This window comes from Streptomyces sp. NBC_00207 (assembly GCF_045160965.1).
In the GTDB taxonomy this organism is placed as follows: domain Bacteria; phylum Actinomycetota; class Actinomycetes; order Streptomycetales; family Streptomycetaceae; genus Streptomyces.
On the sequence record NZ_CP130715.1, the window covers coordinates 2,461,238 to 2,478,375 of the forward strand.

17 protein-coding genes are annotated in these 17,138 nt (G+C 73.1%); 5 read left to right on the top strand and 12 right to left on the bottom strand.

Annotated elements, in window-relative coordinates; translation table 11 throughout:
* Positions 1–31: 31 nt before the first annotated feature.
* Positions 32–1,459, bottom strand: coding sequence for an argininosuccinate lyase (gene argH, locus OG472_RS11820; RefSeq protein ID WP_405941392.1), 1,428 nt, complete (start codon positions 1,457–1,459; stop codon positions 32–34).
* 116 nt (positions 1,460–1,575) lie between these two features.
* Complete coding sequence (locus tag OG472_RS11825; protein ID WP_362134688.1) at positions 1,576–2,769, bottom strand: argininosuccinate synthase; 1,194 nt, start codon at positions 2,767–2,769, stop codon at positions 1,576–1,578.
* Between the two features lie 165 nt (positions 2,770–2,934).
* On the opposite strand from OG472_RS11825, the gene OG472_RS11830 reads away from it, so the two are divergent.
* From OG472_RS11830 to OG472_RS11840, 3 genes are read left to right on the top strand one after another with little or no spacing between them, the layout of a single operon-like run.
* On the top strand, positions 2,935–4,479 hold the full coding sequence (locus tag OG472_RS11830; RefSeq protein ID WP_405941393.1) for a hypothetical protein: 1,545 nt from the start codon (positions 2,935–2,937) through the stop codon (positions 4,477–4,479).
* Between the two features lie 5 nt (positions 4,480–4,484).
* Complete coding sequence (locus OG472_RS11835) at positions 4,485–5,066, top strand: pyridoxamine 5'-phosphate oxidase family protein (RefSeq protein WP_383572959.1); 582 nt, start codon at positions 4,485–4,487, stop codon at positions 5,064–5,066.
* 3 nt (positions 5,067–5,069) lie between these two features.
* Complete coding sequence (locus tag OG472_RS11840) at positions 5,070–5,759, top strand: L,D-transpeptidase (RefSeq protein WP_401609259.1); 690 nt, start codon at positions 5,070–5,072, stop codon at positions 5,757–5,759.
* Here the strand turns inward: OG472_RS11840 and OG472_RS11845 are convergent.
* From OG472_RS11845 to OG472_RS11885, 9 genes are all read right to left on the bottom strand, one after another.
* A complete protein-coding gene (locus OG472_RS11845) occupies positions 5,746–6,654 on the bottom strand; it encodes a hypothetical protein (protein ID WP_405941394.1) in 909 nt (302 codons plus the stop codon). The two genes, OG472_RS11840 and OG472_RS11845, sit on opposite strands and share 14 nt — an antisense overlap.
* A 79-nt stretch (positions 6,655–6,733) precedes the next feature.
* Positions 6,734–7,270 (bottom strand): arginine repressor, encoded by a 537-nt coding sequence (locus OG472_RS11850; RefSeq protein WP_383572968.1) that lies wholly within the window; start codon positions 7,268–7,270, stop codon positions 6,734–6,736.
* Between the two features lie 7 nt (positions 7,271–7,277).
* Positions 7,278–8,483: an acetylornithine transaminase gene (locus tag OG472_RS11855; RefSeq protein WP_405941395.1), complete on the bottom strand. Its 1,206-nt coding sequence runs from the start codon at positions 8,481–8,483 to the stop codon at positions 7,278–7,280.
* Positions 8,480–9,439 carry an acetylglutamate kinase gene (gene argB, locus OG472_RS11860; protein ID WP_401609252.1) on the bottom strand — a complete coding sequence of 320 codons (960 nt, stop codon included), beginning with the start codon at positions 9,437–9,439 and terminating at the stop codon, positions 8,480–8,482. The genes OG472_RS11855 and argB overlap by 4 nt, the downstream gene beginning before the upstream one ends.
* Entirely contained in the window at positions 9,436–10,608 is a 1,173-nt protein-coding gene (gene argJ / locus OG472_RS11865; RefSeq protein WP_401609250.1) for a bifunctional glutamate N-acetyltransferase/amino-acid acetyltransferase ArgJ, read from the bottom strand. The genes argB and argJ overlap by 4 nt, the downstream gene beginning before the upstream one ends.
* Positions 10,605–11,633, bottom strand: coding sequence for an N-acetyl-gamma-glutamyl-phosphate reductase (argC, locus tag OG472_RS11870; protein ID WP_405941396.1), 1,029 nt, complete (start codon positions 11,631–11,633; stop codon positions 10,605–10,607). The genes argJ and argC overlap by 4 nt, the downstream gene beginning before the upstream one ends.
* A gap of 176 nt (positions 11,634–11,809) precedes the next feature.
* On the bottom strand, positions 11,810–12,607 hold the full coding sequence (locus tag OG472_RS11875; protein WP_401609246.1) for an N-acetyltransferase: 798 nt from the start codon (positions 12,605–12,607) through the stop codon (positions 11,810–11,812).
* 41 nt (positions 12,608–12,648) lie between these two features.
* Positions 12,649–13,224, bottom strand: coding sequence for a histidine phosphatase family protein (locus tag OG472_RS11880; RefSeq protein ID WP_383572983.1), 576 nt, complete (start codon positions 13,222–13,224; stop codon positions 12,649–12,651).
* 64 nt (positions 13,225–13,288) lie between these two features.
* Positions 13,289–14,725 (bottom strand): PLP-dependent aminotransferase family protein, encoded by a 1,437-nt coding sequence (locus OG472_RS11885; protein WP_401609243.1) that lies wholly within the window; start codon positions 14,723–14,725, stop codon positions 13,289–13,291.
* Here OG472_RS11885 and OG472_RS11890 point away from each other — a divergent pair.
* Both OG472_RS11890 and OG472_RS11895 read left to right on the top strand, forming a co-directional pair.
* Positions 14,724–15,629, top strand: coding sequence for a DMT family transporter (locus OG472_RS11890; RefSeq protein ID WP_405941397.1), 906 nt, complete (start codon positions 14,724–14,726; stop codon positions 15,627–15,629). The two genes, OG472_RS11885 and OG472_RS11890, sit on opposite strands and share 2 nt — an antisense overlap.
* Positions 15,630–15,686: 57 nt before the next feature.
* Complete coding sequence (locus tag OG472_RS11895) at positions 15,687–15,884, top strand: DUF1918 domain-containing protein (RefSeq protein WP_361765594.1); 198 nt, start codon at positions 15,687–15,689, stop codon at positions 15,882–15,884.
* A 1-nt stretch (position 15,885) separates the two neighbouring features.
* Here OG472_RS11895 and OG472_RS11900 read toward each other — a convergent pair whose 3' ends face one another.
* On the bottom strand, positions 15,886–17,133 hold the full coding sequence (locus OG472_RS11900; protein ID WP_405941398.1) for a glycoside hydrolase family 10 protein: 1,248 nt from the start codon (positions 17,131–17,133) through the stop codon (positions 15,886–15,888).
* Positions 17,134–17,138: the final 5 nt, after the last annotated feature.

The window sequence follows — 17,138 nt, forward strand, 5'->3', positions numbered from 1 at the left end:
TCCGCTCCCCCGCCCCCGGCCGTGCTCGGGACTACTGCTTGTGGACCGCCCAGGCGTGCTGGATGACCAGGTCGGCCTTCAGCTCGTTCAGCTGGACCGCGACCGCCGAGGGGGCGGTGCCGCCGCGGCCGTTGCGGGAGGCGAGGGCGCCCTTGACGTTGAGGACGGTCCGCACCTCGGGGGTCAGGTGCTCCGAGATCTTCGCGAACTGCTCGTCCGTGAGCTCGTCCAGCTCGATGCCGAGCGCCTCGCACTCCTTGACGCACTCGCCGGCCACCTCGTGCGCCACCCGGAACGGCACGCCCTGCTTGACCAGCCACTCCGCGATGTCGGTGGCGAGCGAGAAGCCCGCCGGGGCCAGCTCCTCCATCCGCTCCCGGCTGACGGTGAGGGTGGCCATCATGCCGGTGAAGGCCGGCAGCAGGACCTCGAGGGTGTCGCAGGAGTCGAAGACCGGCTCCTTGTCCTCCTGGAGGTCCCGGTTGTACGCGAGGGGGAGCGCCTTGAGCGTGGCGAGCAGACCGGTCAGGTTGCCGATGAGGCGGCCCGACTTGCCGCGCGCCAGCTCCGCGATGTCCGGGTTCTTCTTCTGCGGCATGATCGACGAGCCGGTGGAGAAGGCGTCGTGCAGCGTCACGAAGGAGAACTCCTTCGTGTTCCAGATGATGATCTCCTCCGCGATCCGGGACAGGTTGATCCCGATCATCGCGGTGACGAAGGCGAACTCGGCGACGAAGTCGCGCGAGGCCGTGCCGTCGATGGAGTTGCCGACCGAGCCCCGCTCGAAGCCCAGGTCGGCGGCGACCGCCTCCGGGTCCAGGCCCAGCGAGGAGCCGGCGAGGGCGCCCGATCCGTAGGGGGAGACCGCGGTCCGGGTGTCCCACTGCCGCAGCCGCTCCGCGTCCCGGGACAGGGACTGCACGTGGGCCAGTACGTGGTGGGCGAAGAGCACCGGCTGCGCGTGCTGGAGGTGGGTCCGGCCCGGCATCGCCACGTCCGCGTGGCTCTCGGCGAGGCCGACCAGCGCGTCCTGGAGGTCCGCGACCAGACCGCCGATGGTCCGTGCGTGGTCGCGCAGGTACATCCGGAAGAGGGTGGCCACCTGGTCGTTACGGGAACGGCCCGCGCGCAGCTTGCCGCCGAGGTCGGCGCCGAGCCGCTCCAGCAAGCCGCGCTCCAGTGCGGTGTGCACGTCCTCGTCGGCGATGGTGCCGGTGAAGGAGCCGTCGGCCACGTCGGCCTCCAGCTGGTCCAGTCCGGCGATCATGCGGTCGAGCTCTTCGGCCGTGAGCAGGCCCGCCTTGTGGAGCACGCGGGCGTGGGCGCGCGAGCCGGCGATGTCGTAGGGCGCGAGGCGCCAGTCGAAGTGGACCGACGCGGACAGCTTCGCGAGGGCCTCGGCGGGACCGTCGGCGAACCGGCCGCCCCAGAGCCGGACGTCACCCTTGTTGCTGCTCACAGCTACTGCTCCTCAGGACTGCATGGCCTGTACGGCCTGTACGGCATGCTTTTCGGATGTGAAACCGCCTCCCCGCCGCGGAGGAAACGGGGAGGCGGTCACGTACTGCTGATCGGTCAGGCGAGGTCGCGCCGCGCCGCGATCTTCGAGGAGAGGCCGAAGATCTCGATGAAGCCCTGGGCCTTGGACTGGTCGAAGGTGTCGCCCGAGTCGTAGGTCGCGAGGTTGAAGTCGTACAGCGACTCGTCCGACTTCCGGCCGGTGACGACGGCGCGGCCGCCGTGCAGGGTCATCCGGATGTCACCGGTGACGTGCTGGTTGGCCTCGTTGATGAAGCCGTCCAGGGCCCGCTTGAGCGGGGAGAACCACAGGCCGTCGTAGACCATCTCGCCCCAGCGCTGCTCGACCTGCCGCTTGTAGCGGGCCAGCTCGCGCTCGACGGTGACGTTCTCCAGCTCCTGGTGGGCCGTGATCAGCGCGATCGCACCCGGGGCCTCGTACACCTCACGGGACTTGATGCCCACGAGACGGTCCTCGACGATGTCGATCCGGCCGACGCCCTGGGCGCCGGCGCGGTCGTTGAGCTGCTGGATCGCCTGGAGCACGGTGACGGGCTTGCCGTCGATGGCGACCGGGACGCCCTCCTTGAAGGAGATGACGACCTCGTCGGCCTCGCGCGGCAGGGCCGGGTTCGAGGTGTACTCGTAGATGTCCTCGATCGGGGCGTTCCAGATGTCCTCCAGGAAGCCCGTCTCGACGGCACGCCCGAAGACGTTCTGGTCGATGGAGTACGGGGACTTCTTGGTGGTCGCGATCGGGAGCTGCTTCTCCTCGCAGAAGGCGATCGCCTTGTCGCGGGTCATCGCGTAGTCACGGACCGGGGCGATGCACTTGAGGTCCGGGGCGAGGGCGACGATGCCCGCCTCGAAGCGGACCTGGTCGTTGCCCTTGCCGGTGCAGCCGTGGGCGACGGTCGTGGCGCCGTGCTTCTTGGCGGCGGCGACCAGGTGCTTGACGATGGCCGGCCGGGAGAGCGCCGAGACCAGCGGGTACCGGTCCATGTAGAGGGCGTTCGCCTTGATCGCCGGGAGGCAGTACTCGTTGGCGAACTCGTCGGAGGCGTCGGCGACCTCGGCCTCGACCGCACCGCAGTCGAGCGCGCGCTTGCGGATGACGTCCAGGTCCTCGCCGCCCTGGCCGACGTCCACGGCAACGGCGATGACCTCGGCGCCCGTCTCCTCGGCGATCCAGCCGATGGCGACGGAGGTGTCCAGGCCGCCCGAGTAGGCGAGTACGACGCGCTCGGTCACGGGTTTCTCCTTACGGTGCATTCAACGACAGGCATAACTATGCACTACTCCGTATGTTTCGTCAATCGACGCCACCGTCAGGCTCCTGACCAGGGCGAATATGGGGCGCGCGAACCACCGGCCACCGCCTAGGCTCGCCGGGTACGAGCAGACGGGGGAGGGCACATGAGCGCCTGGGAACGACAGGACGCGGAGAACGGGCGGGCGGCCGCGGCCGGGCTGCTCGGCGGCAGGCGCGTCGGGATCGGCGGAGTCCGCCTCCCCGACCGGCCCGCGGCCTGGACCGCGTTCGACGAAGAGGTCCGGCAGGCCCGCGCCCACGGCACCACGCTGCCGCGCTTCGACCGCCCGGAGACCCGCCTGTGCCACCGGGACGGCCGGATCCGCGAGGCCGCGCTCGACGAGCCGGACCCGGCGCTCCCGCTCGTCGCGATCCGGTGCGCCGACTGGGTCCCGGCGGTGCGCAAGCGTGCCCGCCGGATCCTCCGCGAGGCGCTGGCCGCCGACCCCGCACGTACGCTGACCGACCTGACCCCGCTGGTCCTGCGGCTGGGAGGGCGGGAGCAGGGCGCCTGGGCGCTGGAGCGGTTCGAGGCGGCCCTGCGCGCCGAGGACCCCGTCCTCGCCCCGTGGTGGCGGCCGGCCCGGCCCGCGACCTGGTGGCGGGCCGAGCGGCCCGCACACACCCGCACCGGCGAGCAGCCCGACACCGTGCTGGCGTGGCTGCGGTGGAACCCGGACGTGGCGACCCGGCGCTTCGCCACCCGGATCACCCTCGACCTCGGGCTGTTCGGCGTACGGGAACTGGCCCGGCGGGCGGCCGTCGAGCAGGACCCGGTGACGAGCGTGCTGTGGACCGACGCCGCGCTGGCGGTACTGGCCGCCGGGGCTCCGGACGGCGGGCCGGACCGGGTCGACGCGGATGCGGATGCGGATGCGGATGCGGCCATCGACGCCCTGCTGGGCGGGCACCTCCCGATGGTCCGGGCCTCCGGGGTCACCGCCCTGCGCCGGGCCGGGCGGGCCGCCGAGGCCGTGCACCACCTCACCGACCGCTCCGGAGCGGTCCGGGCCTGTGCCCGCTGGCTCCTGCGCCAGGCCGGGGGCGATCCGTACGCGTACCTCCGCGAGCTGGTCGAGGACCCGGACCGGATCACCCGGTACGCCGTGGCCGGCTTCGCCGAGTGCGCCGGCCGGGCGGACGCACCGCTGCTGCGCGCCCTGCTTCACCACCCCGCCGGGGCGGTCCGGGCGGCGGCCGTCGCAGGCCTGCGCCACCTGGACGTCACCGACCTCGGGCTGCTGCGGCCACTGCTGGACGACGCCTCGCCGGCCGTGGCCCGGGAGGCCTCGGTGAGCCTGCGCGCCTCGGCCGGGCAGCTGCCCGCCGACTGGCTGCTGGAGCGCATCGCGCCCGAGCGGCCGGTGCACACCCGCCGGGCCGCCTACCGGCTGCTGTTCGCCCGCGGCGGCGTGCCCGGACTGCGGGCCTCCGTGGAACTGCTGACCGACCCCGACCCGCGGCTGCGCGCGCTCGCCGCGGATCACCTCCACGGCCAGTGGTACCCGTACGTGCCGAGCGACCTGCCGGCCGGGGACCCGGAGGTCGGCGCCCTGCTGGACCGCTGCACCTTGATCTTCAAGGACCACTTCGTGCAGTCGATGCGCGCACGCGTCGGACTCCCCCGCACCACGACGGACGGATACTGATCACCATGGGAAAACTCCACGAACGCATAGACGGCCGCCTGCGCAAGTTCATCGAAGAGCAGCCGGTCTTCTTCACCGCGACCGCTCCCCTGTCGGGTGACGGCCACGTCAACCTGTCCCCCAAGGGCCGCGCCGGGACCCTGGTGGTCATCGACGAACAGACGCTCGCCTACCTGGACTTCGGCGGCAGTGGCGCCGAGACCATCGCGCACGTCCGCGAGAACGGCCGGATCACCCTCATGTGGTGCGCCTTCAGCGGCCCGCCGAACATCGTGCGCATCCACGGCGACGGCGAGGCGGTCTTCCGCGACGACCCGCGCTGGGCCGAGCTGATCGCCCTGTTCGGCGAGGCCGACGGACCCGCCGCGCGGGCGATCATCCTGGTCCGCGCCCACCGGATCGCCGATGTCTGCGGGTACGCCGTCCCCCTCATGGAGTACCAGGGCGAGCGCACCCTCCACGCGGAGTACTTCGGCCGCAAGACCGACGAGGAGTTCGCCGCGTACTGCGAGAAGAAGGAGTTCATCGAGACGAGCGTCGACGGCCTGCCTGCGCTGCCTCTGCCCCTTCCGCCCCGTACCGTCTGACATGTGCTGCGTACTGCTCTCGTCGCCGGTTCACTGATCGCCGCCGGCCTGCTCCCGCAGGGCCCCGCGCCCCTGCCGTCCCGGCTCGCCGACACCGGCGGCGGCAGTCAGCTGATCATCGCCGTCGCACCTGCACCCGGATCCACCACCGGCCGGCTGACCTGGTGGGACCGGTGGTCCAGGGGCTGGCACCTGGCCGGGAGCGCGCCCGCCCGGTTCGGGTCGAACGGCCTCACCGAGGGCACGACCCGTACGCAGGGCACCAGCACCACGCCGACGGGCCTGTACGAACTCCCGTACGCCTTCGGGATCCGGCGGGCGCCGGCCGGCACGGAGTACGGCTACCGGCGGGTGCGGGGCGACTCCTGGTGGTGCCAGGACAACGCCTCCGCGCACTACAACCGCTGGGTGGAGCCACTGCCCGCGGACTGCGCGCCGGGCGAGGCCGAGCACCTGGTCACGTACGAGAAGCAGTACGCGCACGCACTGCTCATCGCCTTCAACTACGAGCGGCCCGTGCGCGGCCGGGGCGCCGGGATCTTCCTGCACGTCAACGGCAAGGGCGCGACGGCCGGTTGCGTGTCCGTGCCCGAGCGGGCCATGCGGGCGATCCTGCGCTGGGCGAACCCGCGCCGGCGCCCGCACATCGCGATCGGCACGGAGGACGGACCGCTCGCCGTCACCCGCTACTAGGTCCCTTGGCCTCGGGCTCGTCCTCGTCGGTGGCCCGGTACTCGTACGCGTCCTCCCACCAGACCTTGTCGTCCAGCCACTCGTCGTCCTCGTCGTCCTCTTCGTCGGCCTCCTCGTGGACGACCGTGTCGGCGCCGCGCCACGTGTGGCGGTCTCCGATGCTCCGCAGCACCAGCATGCGCTGCTCCTCGTCCAGTGCCGCGAAGGCCGGGTGCGGCGCGGAGCGCACCAGGTCGCCCAGCGGGTCGCCGCACTCCGTGCGCTCCCGGACCACCCGGCCGGCCTTCTCGGCCAGCAGCAGCGCCGACAGGCCGAGGCCGGCCACCACGGCGCAGGCCCATTCCCGCAGCCCCTGCGGGCGACCGGTCACCAGCAGCGCGCCCGCCAGGACCCAGAAGAACATCACCAGGACGATGCCCACACAACTGCAGCAGGCCAGGAACTGGTTCCCCGCGCGGTCGGGCATCCGCGGGAGCTCGGGCAGCAGAGCGTCCCGTTCGCTCCGGTACGCGCCGCGCTGCTCCAGGTACCCGTCGTCGCACCAGTCGATCCAGCCGATCGAAACGGGCTCTGGATCGTGCCGGCGTACGGCCTCCAGCAGCGCGGCGGGCATCGGGTGGGCGGGGGCCCGGGCGGGGTCGCGGCCCTGCTCGGTCAGGAACGCGGCGCCCTCTTCGTCGATCCGGAGGTACCCGCCGAGGACGAGTTCGGCGGCGGCCGCCTCGGTCGCCTCTTGCCGCAACAGGGCCATGTGGTACGGCTCCGGCTCGACCGCGGCGACGAGCCGGAGCATCTGGCCGCGGACCCGCGCACGGCGCCACCACAGCAGGGCGATGGGCCCGTAGACGGCGGCGGTGACGGCGGACACCAGTATGACGAGGGCGAGTTGGCGCACGCCTCGAGGCTATGTCGGCGAACGCCGCTGCGGCACCGGGATTTCGGGCGCCCCGGACCTCCCCGCCGGCCCGTCCCGCTCAGCTCTCCTTCTGCGCCAGCCGCAGGAGGTGATCGGCGAGGGCCTGGCCGCCGGCCGGGTCGCGGCTGATCAGCATCAGGGTGTCGTCGCCCGCGATCGTGCCGAGGATCGCCCGGAGTTCGGCCTGGTCGATCGCCGAGGCGAGGAACTGCGCCGCACCCGGTGGGGTGCGCAGGACCACGAGGTTCGCGGAGGCCTCGGCCGAGATCAGCAGCTCCCCGGAGAGGCGCCGCATGCGCTCCTCCTTCGCCGACTCGCCGAGCGGGGCCTGCGGGGTGCGGAACCCGCCCTCGCTGGGCACCGCGTAGATCAGCTCGCCACCGGTGTTGCGGATCTTCACCGCGCCCAGCTCGTCGAGGTCGCGGGAGAGCGTCGCCTGGGTGACGCTCAGCCCGTCGTCCGCGAGCAGCTTGGCCAGCTGGCTCTGGGAGCGGACCGGCTGCCGGTTGAGGATGTCCACGATCCGGCGATGGCGCGCGGTGCGGGTCTGCGGGACGGCCTGTCCGCCTTGCTCGTTGTCCTGCGGCTGGCTCATCGTCGTCTCATTCTCCGGATCCGTCCCCGTTGGCTGCGTCGAGGATGCCGGGCAGCGCCCGGAGGAACGCGTCCGCCTCGGCCTCGGTGAGTACGTACGGGGGCATGAGCCGTACGACGTCGGGGGCGGGCGCGTTGACCAGGAATCCGGCATCCTGAGCCGCCTGCTGCACCTGGGGTGCGAGCGGCTCGGTCAGCACGATACCCAGCAGCAGGCCGGCGCCCCGGACGTGGGAGACCAGCGGGTGCCCCGAGGCCTCGATCCCGGCGCGCAGCCGCTCGCTCCGGGCCTTGACCTGGTCGAGCAGGCCCTCGGAGGCGATGGTGTCGATCACGGCGAGGCCGGCGGCGCAGGCGACCGGGTTCCCGCCGAAGGTGGTGCCGTGCTGGCCGGGCTGGAACAGGTCGGCCGCGGCCCCGAAGAGGGCCACCGCGCCGATCGGCAGACCGCCGCCCAGCCCCTTGGCGAGGGTGACGATGTCGGGCTCGACGTCCTCGTGGGCCTGGTGCTCGAACCACTGGCCGCACCGGCCGATGCCGGTCTGGACCTCGTCGAGGACGAGCAGGGTGCCGGTGGCGCGGGTGATCTCGCGGGCGGCCGTCAGGTACCCGGCCGGGGGCACGACCACGCCGTTCTCGCCCTGGATCGGCTCGATGACGACGAGCGCGGTCTCCTCGGTGACGGCGGCCCGCAGGGCCTCGGCATCGCCGAACGGGACGTGCGTGACGTCACCCGGCAGCGGCAGGAAGGGCTCCTGCTTCTTCGGCTGGCCGGTGAGGGCGAGGGCGCCCATGGTCCGGCCGTGGAAGCCGCCGTCGGTGGCGACCATGTGGGTCCGCCCGTTCAGCCGGCCGATCTTGAAGGCGGCCTCGATCGACTCGGCCCCCGAGTTGCAGAAGAAGACCTTGCCGGGGCGGCCGAAGAGCTGCAGCAGCCGCTCGCCGAGCGCGACGACCGGCTCGGAGATGAAGAGGTTGGAGACGTGGCCGAGGGTGGAGATCTGCTCGGTCACGGCCGCGACGATCGCCGGGTGGGCGTGGCCCAGCGCGTTGACCGCGATGCCGCCGACGAAGTCGGTGTACTGCTTGCCGTCGGCGTCCCACACCTGGGCGCCCTCGCCGCGCACCAGGGCGACCGCGGGGGTTCCGTAGTTGTTGGTCAGCGCACCCTGCCAGCGCGCGCCGTATTCCTGGTTGCCGGTGCCCTTCGTCATTCCGCTCCCCCTGGCTGTTGTCCGGGCTGTGGGTCGTCGGGCACGACCATCGTGCCGATGCCCGAGTCCGTGAAGATCTCCAGCAGGATCGAGTGCTGGACCCGCCCGTCGAGCACGCGTGCGGTGTTCACGCCGTTGCGCACGGCGTGCAGGCACCCCTCCATCTTGGGCACCATGCCGCTGGACAGCTCGGGCAGCAGCTTCTCCAGCTCGCTGACGGTGAGCCGGCTGATGACCTCGTCGCTGTGCGGCCAGTCCGCGTACAGCCCCTCGACGTCGGTGAGGACCATCAGCGTCTCGGCGCCCAGCGAGGCGGCGAGCGCCGCGGCCGCCGTGTCGGCGTTGACGTTGTAGACGTGGTGGTCGTCGGCGCTGCGCGCGATGGAGGAGATGACCGGGATCCGGCCGTCCGACAGCAGCGCCTCGATCGCGCCGGTGTCGATGGCGGTGATCTCGCCGACCCGCCCGATGTCGATGGCCTCGCCGCCGACCTGCGGGGTGTGCTTGGTCGCGGTGATGGTGTGGGCGTCCTCACCGGTCATGCCGACGGCGAGCGGCCCGTGCTGGTTGAGCAGTCCGACCAGCTCGCGCTGGACCTGACCCGCCAGGACCATGCGTACGACGTCCATGGCCTCCGGGGTCGTGACGCGCAGGCCGGCCTTGAACTCGCTGACCAGGCCCTGCTTGTCGAGCTGGGCGTTGATCTGGGGGCCGCCGCCGTGCACGACGACCGGCTTGAGGCCGGCCTGGCGCAGGAAGACCACGTCCTGGGCGAAGGCGGCCTTGAGGTCCTCGTCGATCATGGCGTTGCCGCCGAACTTGATGACGACGATCTTGCCGTTGTGGCGGGTGAGCCAGGGCAGGGCCTCGATGAGGATCTGCGCCTTGGGCAGGGCGGTGTGCTTGCGGGCGGTGCCGCCGGAGGTGCCGGGCTGGCCGGCCTTCTCGTCGCTCATGAGGAGTAGGCGCTGTTCTCGTGGACGTAGTCGGCGGTCAGGTCGTTGGCCCAGATGACGGCCGACTCGCTGCCGGTGGACAGGTCGGCGGTGATGCGGACCTCGCGGTCCTTCATCGACACCAGGTCGCGGTCCTCGCCGACCGAGCCGTTCTTGCAGACCCACACGCCGTTGATGGCGACGTTGAGGCGGTCCGGGTCGAAGGCGGCCTTGGTGGTGCCGATCGCGGAGAGCACGCGGCCCCAGTTCGGGTCCTCGCCGTGGATGGCGCACTTGAGCAGGTTGTTCCGGGCGATGGACCGGCCGACCTCGACCGCGTCGTCCTCGCTGGCCGCGCCGATGACCTCGATGCGGATGTCCTTGCTGGCGCCCTCGGCGTCGCCGATCAGCTGGCGGGCCAGGTCGTCGCAGACCGTGCGCACGGCCTCCGCGAACTCCTCGTACACCGGCACCTGGCCGGAGGCGCCGGAGGCGAGCAGCAGCACCGTGTCGTTGGTGGACATGCAGCCGTCGGAGTCCACCCGGTCGAAGGTGGTGCGGGTGGCGGCGCGCAGCGCCTTGTCGAGGGTGGCGCTGTCCAGGTCGGCGTCGGTGGTGAGGACGACGAGCATGGTGGCCAGGCCCGGGGCGAGCATGCCCGCGCCCTTGGCCATGCCGCCGACGGTCCAGCCTCCCTGGGAGACGGTGGCCGTCTTGTGCACGGTGTCGGTGGTCTTGATGGCGACGGCCGCGGCCTCGCCGCCGTCCTCGGACAGGGCGGCGGCCGCGGTCTCGATGCCGGGGAGCAGCTTGTCCATGGGGAGCAGGACGCCGATCAGGCCGGTGGACGCGACGGCGACCTCCCCGGCGTTGAACTCCGCGCCGGAACCGAGGCCGTTCAGGACCTCGGCCACCTTCTCGGCGGTGGCGTGGGTGTCCTGGAAGCCCTTGGGGCCGGTGCAGGCGTTGGCGCCGCCGGAGTTGAGGACGACCGCGCTGACGGCGGCGCCCCGCAGGACCTGCTCGGACCAGTGCACGGGGGCGGCCTTGACGCGGTTGGAGGTGAAGACGCCCGCGGCGGCGAGACGCGGCCCGTTGTTGACCACGAGGGCCAGGTCCGGGTTGCCGTTGGCCTTGATCCCGGCGGCGATGCCCGCTGCCGTGAATCCCTGTGCAGCCGTAACGCTCACGGCGCGACTCCAATCGTGGAAAGCCCGAGCTGCTCGGGGAGCCCGAGGGCGATGTTCATGCTCTGCACCGCGCCGCCGGCGGTGCCCTTGGTCAGGTTGTCGATCGCGCTGACGGCGATGATCCGCTGGGCGGACGCGTCGTAGGCGACCTGGACGTGGACGGCGTTGGACCCGTGGACGGACTTGGTGGACGGCATCCGGCCCTCGGGCAGCAGGTGGACGAAGGGCTCGTCGGCGTACGCCTTCTCGTACGCGGCGCGCAGCGATTCGGCGGTGGTGCCGGGGAGGGCCTTGGCCGAGCACGTGGCGAGGATGCCGCGCGCCATGGGCACGAGGGTCGGTGTGAAGGAGACGGACACGCGCTGCCCTGCGAGCGGGCTCAGGTTCTGCACCATCTCGGGGGTGTGCCGGTGGCCGCCGCCGACGCCGTACGGGGTCACCGTTCCCATCACCTCGGCGCCGAGCAGGTGCGGCTTGAGGGCCTTGCCCGCGCCGGAGGTTCCGGTGGCGGCGACGATCACGGCCTCGGGCTCGGCGAGCTGCGCCTGGTAGGCGGGGAAGAGCGCGAGGGAGACGGCGGTGGGGAAGCAGCCGGGGACGGCGATGCGCTTGGCGCCCTCCAGCGCGGCGCGGCCGCCCGGCAGCTCGGGGAGCCCGTAGGGCCAGGTCCCGGCGTGCGGGGCGCCGTAGAAGGCGTCCCAGTCGGCGGAGTCCTTGAGCCGGTGGTCGGCGCCCATGTCGACGACGAGGACGTCCTCGCCGAGCTCGGCGGCGACGGCGGCGGACTGGCCGTGCGGGAGTGCGAGGAAGACGACATCGTGGCCGGCGAGGACCTGCGGGGTGGTCGCCTCCAGGGTGCGCCCGGCGAGCGGCACGAGGTGCGGCTGCAGGGAGCCGAGGAGCTGTCCGGCGTTGGAGTTGGCGGTCAGTACGCCGATCTCCACTTCGGGGTGCGAGAGCAGGAGGCGCAGGACTTCTCCGCCTGCGTACCCGCTCGCTCCGGCCACCGCTACACGTACCACCATCGGACCCTCCTCATCGATGGCATGACTATACGTACGTCCGCACGTTTATGCAATGTTCTGGATCTCGGCGGGAGGGCTGCGCGGGAGGATCCGGCGCCTGCGGCGCCCCAGGAAAGATGTCTAGCAGGAAAGGCCGCGCTCCGGCGGCGATTCCGCCTTCGCGCCAGCCGGTCGCGTCAGCCTGCCGCTCGGCCGGTCGCGTCGGCCGCCGGCGAGGCCGTCCCGTCGACGAGACGGTGCCTGACCCACACGTTCGGCTCCACGTAGACCGCGTAACCCTGCTCCGGTTCGCACCGCACCGGCGCCAGGGCGCCCGGTACGCGCACGGGGCCGGCGGCGTCGAAGGGCAGTCCGGTCCACTCGCGCCACTGGGCGAGCGAGCCGGTGATCGTCATCGACAGCGGCGCCACCGAGTGGACGACCCCGCCCGCGCGGACGTGGACGCGCAGCCACGGGTCGTACGGGAAGCCGTCCTCGCGGATCCGGTACGCGTACTCGTGGATCGAGGTGTCCGGCTCGGCCGGCTTTCCGCTGGGCCGGACCGGGGCCACCACCTCGGCGAAGCCGCGGGCCCGGGCGTTGTCCCGCATCGCGGCCAGCATCAGCCCGGAGAGCCCCTCGCCCTGCCGGTCGGTGGCCACGGTGATCTCGATCGCGCTCACCGTGTCGGGCCGCACCCCGCGGCGCAGGTCGGAGAAGGCCCACATGAGGACCCGGTCCCAGCCCTGCGCGGGCAGCACCCCGTCACGGCCGCCGGCGTGCAGCGCGAAGGGCACGCTGAAGCCCCGGGCGACCACCGCGTCCCCGTCCGTGGCGACCAGGACGTAGTCCGCCAGCTCGGCCGTCATCCGCGGGTACAGCAGCCAGGCGAGCGCGTCGTGGGCGGCGAACGGCGGCCACGGGTCCTTCATGTCCCAGAGCCGGTCCGCCAGTTCGGGCCGCTCGGCGAGCGTGGTGATGAGTATCTCGGTCACCCCCGCACACTAACGACTGCCGCGGGAGGTCTCGAACGCGTTTACGCCGGGGCCTGCAGGGAGAGGTACCAGCGCCCCGACCAGCCCGTCAGGGTGAGCGTGGACAGCGGCCGGACGTCCACGTGCCAGTAGGTCAGCGGGGGCGCCTGCAGCGCGTAGACCAGGGCCGCCCGGACCACCGAGGGCTCGGCCACCGCCACGATCTCGCCGCCGTCGTCGGCGGGACGCGTGTCGAGCCAGCCGCCGATCCGGGAGATGAAGGCGAGCAGGGACTCGCCCCCGTGCGGGGCGGCCCGCGGATCGGCGAGCCACAGGTCCACCGCCCCGGGCTCGCGGGCGGTCACCTCGGCCAGGGTCAGCCCCCGCCAGCGGCCCATGTCGCATTCGCGCAGCGCGGGCTGCGCGAGGGGTGCGTACCCGAGCGCCTCCCCGGTCGCCCGGCTGCGCGGGGTCGGGGAGCAGTAGCGCAGCCCGGCCGAGCCCAGGGGCACGAGGTCCCGGGCGGCGGACTCCACCGACCTCCAGCCCGCACCGTCCAGCGGTCGGTCGTCGTCGAAGCGCTCGGCGAGCAGCGAGGAACTACGGGCTGCGGCGACCAGCGAAACCCGAACATGCATGCGGTGATGGTGAGCCGCGAACGGCCGGGGGTCAAGCTTTCCGAACCGGTCCGTCGGCGGGGCCTCACACGTCCTGCCCGCCCAGGCCCGCCCGCAGCCGCTGGACCGCCTCCACCAGTTCCGCCGGTCCCGACACCCCGGCGAAGCTCAGCCGGACGTACGGGCCGGGCGGTTCGGCGCAGAAGTACGGGCGGCCGGGGGCCACCGCCACCCCGGCGCGCAGGGCCGCCGACGCGAAGGCCGCGTCGTCGTCGCCGTCGGCCATCCGGACCCACAACTGGTATCCGCCCGAGGGCAGGTGCGGCAGCGTCAGCCCGGGCAGCTCGCGCCGCAGGGCCCCCGCGAGCACGTCCCGCCGGTGCCGCAGCTCGGCGGCCACGGTGCGCAGGTGGCGCGGCCAGGCGGGCGCGCCGACCAGTTCGAGGGCGGCTTCCTGGAGCGGCCGGGGAACGAAGAAGCTGTCCACGACCTGGATGGCGCGCAGCCGGTCCACCACCGGGCCCCGGGCCGCGAGGGCGCCCACCCGCAGGCTGGGCGAGGTGGCCTTGGTCAGGGACCGGACGTGCACGACCACCCCGTCGTGATCCTCGGCGGCCAGGGTCGCGGGCAGCGGACCGGCGTCGTCGTGGCCCAGGGCGCGGGCGTAGTCGTCCTCCACCACGAAGGCCCCGGCGGCCCGTGCGATCCTCAGCACCTCGGCCCGCCGCGCGGGGGCCAGGACCGCCCCCGTCGGGTTCTGGAACAGCGGCTGGCATACGAACACCCGCGCCCCGGTCGCTTCGAAGGCGGCGGCCAGCAGCTCCGGCCGCACCCCCTCGGCGTCCACCGGGACGGGCACGGGCCGGCATCCGGAGGCGCGGGCGATGGCCAGCAGCCCGGGATAGGTCGGGGACTCCACCAGGATCGGCGCCCCGGGCGGGGCCAGCGCCCGCAGGGCGGTGGTCAGCGCGCTCTGCCCGCCTGCGGTGACCAGTACGTCGGCGGCCGCGACGGCCCCGCCGATCTCGCGCGCGAACCAGTCGCGGAGCTCGGGCAGCCCTTCCATGGGCGGCCGGTCCCAGGCGCCGGGGCGCCGCCCGGCCCGGGCGAGCGCGGCGGCCATGGCCCGCTCGGGCTGGATGGAGGCGTGCAGGTAGCCGCTGTTGAGCCCGATCACCCCGGGCGGCGGTGCGGCCAGGCAGGCCAGCACCCCGGAGGCGTCCACCGAGCGCGGCACGATCTCGCCGGGGGCCTCCGCGCTGAGGGCGACCTCCTGCCAGGAGGTGTCCCCGGGTGCGGTGGGCGCCGTGCGCGGGGAGGCGCGGAAGACGCCGGCGCCGGGCCGGGTGACGACGAGCCCCTCGGCGGCGAGCTGTGCCAGGGCCCGGGAGACGGTGACGGGGCTGACCCGGTAGCGCTCGACCAGGGCCCGGCTCGACGGGAGCTTTCCACCCACCGAGTAGCGGTTCAGTTCGGACCGCAGCGATTCTGCCAGTTCCGCCACACTGCTACGCTCATACATGACAGCACAGAATAGCGCTACTCTCCCGAAGACGATAGCGGTCAAGAGTCCGGTGGGCCGGGGTACCGTCCTCGCCTCGCTGGGCGTCCTCGCCTTCTCCCTGACCTTCCCCGCCACCGCCTGGGGTCTGGAGAGCTTCGGCCCGTGGTCCCTCGTCGCCCTGCGCAGCGTGCTCGCCGCCGTCATCGCCGGAGCCTTCCTGCTGGCCCGCCGGGTCGCACTGCCCGCCCGCGAGCACTGGGCCGGTCTCGCCGTGGTCGCCGCCGGGGTGGTCGTCGGCTTCCCCCTGCTCACCACCCTCGCGCTGACGACCTCCACCACCTCGCACGCCGCCGTCGTGGTGGGTCTGCTGCCGCTCACCACGGCGGCGCTGTCCGCGCTGCGGACCGGCGCCCGCCCCTCGCGCGCCTTCTGGGCGGCGGCCGTCGCCGGGGCCGTAGTCGTCCTGGGCTTCACGCTCGCGCAGAGCGGCGGCTCCCTCTCGGCCGGCGACGCCTACCTCTTCGCCGCCCTGCTGGTCTGCGCCGCCGGGTACACCGAGGGCGGGCGCCTCGCGCGGACCCTGCCCGGCTGGCAGGTGATCGGCTGGGCGCTGGTCCTGTGCCTGCCGCTCACCCTGGCCGGGTCCGCGCTCGGGCTCGCCTACGAGCCGGTGCACCTCAGCGCGCACGGACTGGCCGGCCTGGTCTGGGCGGCGGCCGGCTCCACCTTCCTGGGCCTGTACGTCTGGTACCGGGGCATGGCCGAGATCGGCGCGCCGCGGGCGAGCCAGCTCCAGCTCGCCCAGCCGCTGCTGACCCTGGTCTGGTCGGTGGCACTGCTGGGCGAGCACCTCACCCCCGCCGCACCGGCCGCCGCCTGCGCGGTCCTCGTCTGCATCGCGGTGACTCAACGGGTCAAATGACCCCGGAACGACCTAAACTGCTAGCACCGGATCGGACCGCCACCGAGGAGGTCAGTTATGCGCGCGACCGAGGGCGACCAGCTGGTGCAGCACGGCAGGATCGTCGGACAGCACGACAAGGTGGGCGAGATCACCCAGGTGCTGGGCGAGAACGGAACCCCCCCGTACCGGGTCCGCTTCCAGGACGGGCACGAGGCCCTGATGGCCCCCGGGCCCGACTGCGTGGTCCGTCACCCCGTAGACCCCGAACACTGAATCAGCGCGGGGGCACCGCCGAGCCGTAGTGGTCGGCGACCACCCGGGCCATTGCTCCATTGGGGTCCGCGGCCACCTGCTTCGCCGAGAAGTAGACGTGGCCGCGGACTTCCGGGTGTCCGGCGGCGAGCCGTACGTGCTTCGACAGCTCCCCCGGGTCGCGCCAGGCCGCGGTGGTGCTGTCCGCGTCGCAGCGGTACAGCGCCTCCCCCACGTAGAGGTCCACGCCCGTGCCCGCGACGGTCCGCGCCCACCAGGGGACGATGTCGGCGTAGTCCGCGGTCGGGTGGCCGATGTGCCAGTACGCCTGCGGCACGATGTAGTCGATCCAGCCCTCCCGGACCCACTTGCGGGTGTCCGCGTACAGGTCGTCGTACGTTCCCAGGCCCGCCCGCGTCGGCGAGCCGAGCGGGTCCCGGTCGGAGTTGCGCCAGACCGCGAAGGGGCTGATGCCGAACCGGACCGCCGGGCGCAGCGCCCGCAGCCGCGCGGACATCTCCTGGACCAGGGTGTCGGTGTTGTGGCGGCGCCAGGCGGCGCGGGAGGCGAAGGCGCCCCCGTGCTCCTCGTACGCCTCGTCGTCGTCGAAGTACTCGCCGTCCGCCGGGTAGGGGTAGAAGTAGTCGTCCCAGTGCACCGCGTCCACCGGGTAGCGGGTGACGGCGTCGAACATGGCGTCCTGGACGAAGCGCCGCACCTCGGGCAGGCCGGGGTTGTAGTAGAGCTTGCCGCCGTACTCCACGGTCCAGTCCGGATTGCGCCGGGCCGGGTGGGAGGCCGCCAGCCGGTCGGGGTCGGTGTGGTTGGCCACCCGGTACGGGTTGAACCAGGCGTGCAGCTCCAGCCCGCGGGCGTGCGCCTCGGCGACGGCCGTGCCCAGGGGGTCCCAGCCGGGATCGACCCCCTGCTCCCCGGTCAGCCACTGCGACCAGGGCTCCAGCTTCGAGGGCCAGAGCGCGTCGGCCGCCGGCCGGACCTGGAGGATCACGGCGTTGAGCCGTCGCGCGACCGCGGTGTCGAGGAGCCGGAGCAGTTCGGTGCGCTGCCGCCCGGCGGACAGCCCGCTCCGGGAGGGCCAGTCCACGTTGGACACGGAGGCGATCCACATCCCCCTGAAGTCGGCGGCGGCTGCCCGCGGGGAAGGCCCGGAGGAGGTCCGCCGCGCCGCCGCGGCGGCCGGCCCGGACGTGGCGGCCGCGATCACCCCCACGGCTCCGGCCAGCAGCACCCGTCGGCCGATGTACGTCATGTGAC

Excerpts from the sequence above, each read along its gene's own strand:
- OG472_RS11830 (WP_405941393.1), top strand. The coding sequence starts at position 2,935 with ATGAGCGCCTGGGAACGACAGGACGCGGAGAACGGGCGGGCGGCCGCG.
- OG472_RS11835 (WP_383572959.1), top strand. The coding sequence starts at position 4,485 with ATGGGAAAACTCCACGAACGCATAGACGGCCGCCTGCGCAAGTTCATC.
- OG472_RS11850 (WP_383572968.1), bottom strand. The coding sequence starts at position 7,270 with ATGAGCCAGCCGCAGGACAACGAGCAAGGCGGACAGGCCGTCCCGCAG.
- OG472_RS11855 (WP_405941395.1), bottom strand. The coding sequence starts at position 8,483 with ATGACGAAGGGCACCGGCAACCAGGAATACGGCGCGCGCTGGCAGGGT.
- argB (WP_401609252.1), bottom strand. The coding sequence starts at position 9,439 with ATGAGCGACGAGAAGGCCGGCCAGCCCGGCACCTCCGGCGGCACCGCC.
- argC (WP_405941396.1), bottom strand. The coding sequence starts at position 11,633 with ATGGTGGTACGTGTAGCGGTGGCCGGAGCGAGCGGGTACGCAGGCGGA.
- OG472_RS11880 (WP_383572983.1), bottom strand. The coding sequence starts at position 13,224 with ATGCATGTTCGGGTTTCGCTGGTCGCCGCAGCCCGTAGTTCCTCGCTG.
- OG472_RS11890 (WP_405941397.1), top strand. The coding sequence starts at position 14,724 with ATGACAGCACAGAATAGCGCTACTCTCCCGAAGACGATAGCGGTCAAG.
- OG472_RS11885 (WP_401609243.1), bottom strand. The coding sequence starts at position 14,725 with ATGTATGAGCGTAGCAGTGTGGCGGAACTGGCAGAATCGCTGCGGTCC.
- OG472_RS11895 (WP_361765594.1), top strand. The coding sequence starts at position 15,687 with ATGCGCGCGACCGAGGGCGACCAGCTGGTGCAGCACGGCAGGATCGTC.
- OG472_RS11900 (WP_405941398.1), bottom strand. The coding sequence starts at position 17,133 with ATGACGTACATCGGCCGACGGGTGCTGCTGGCCGGAGCCGTGGGGGTG.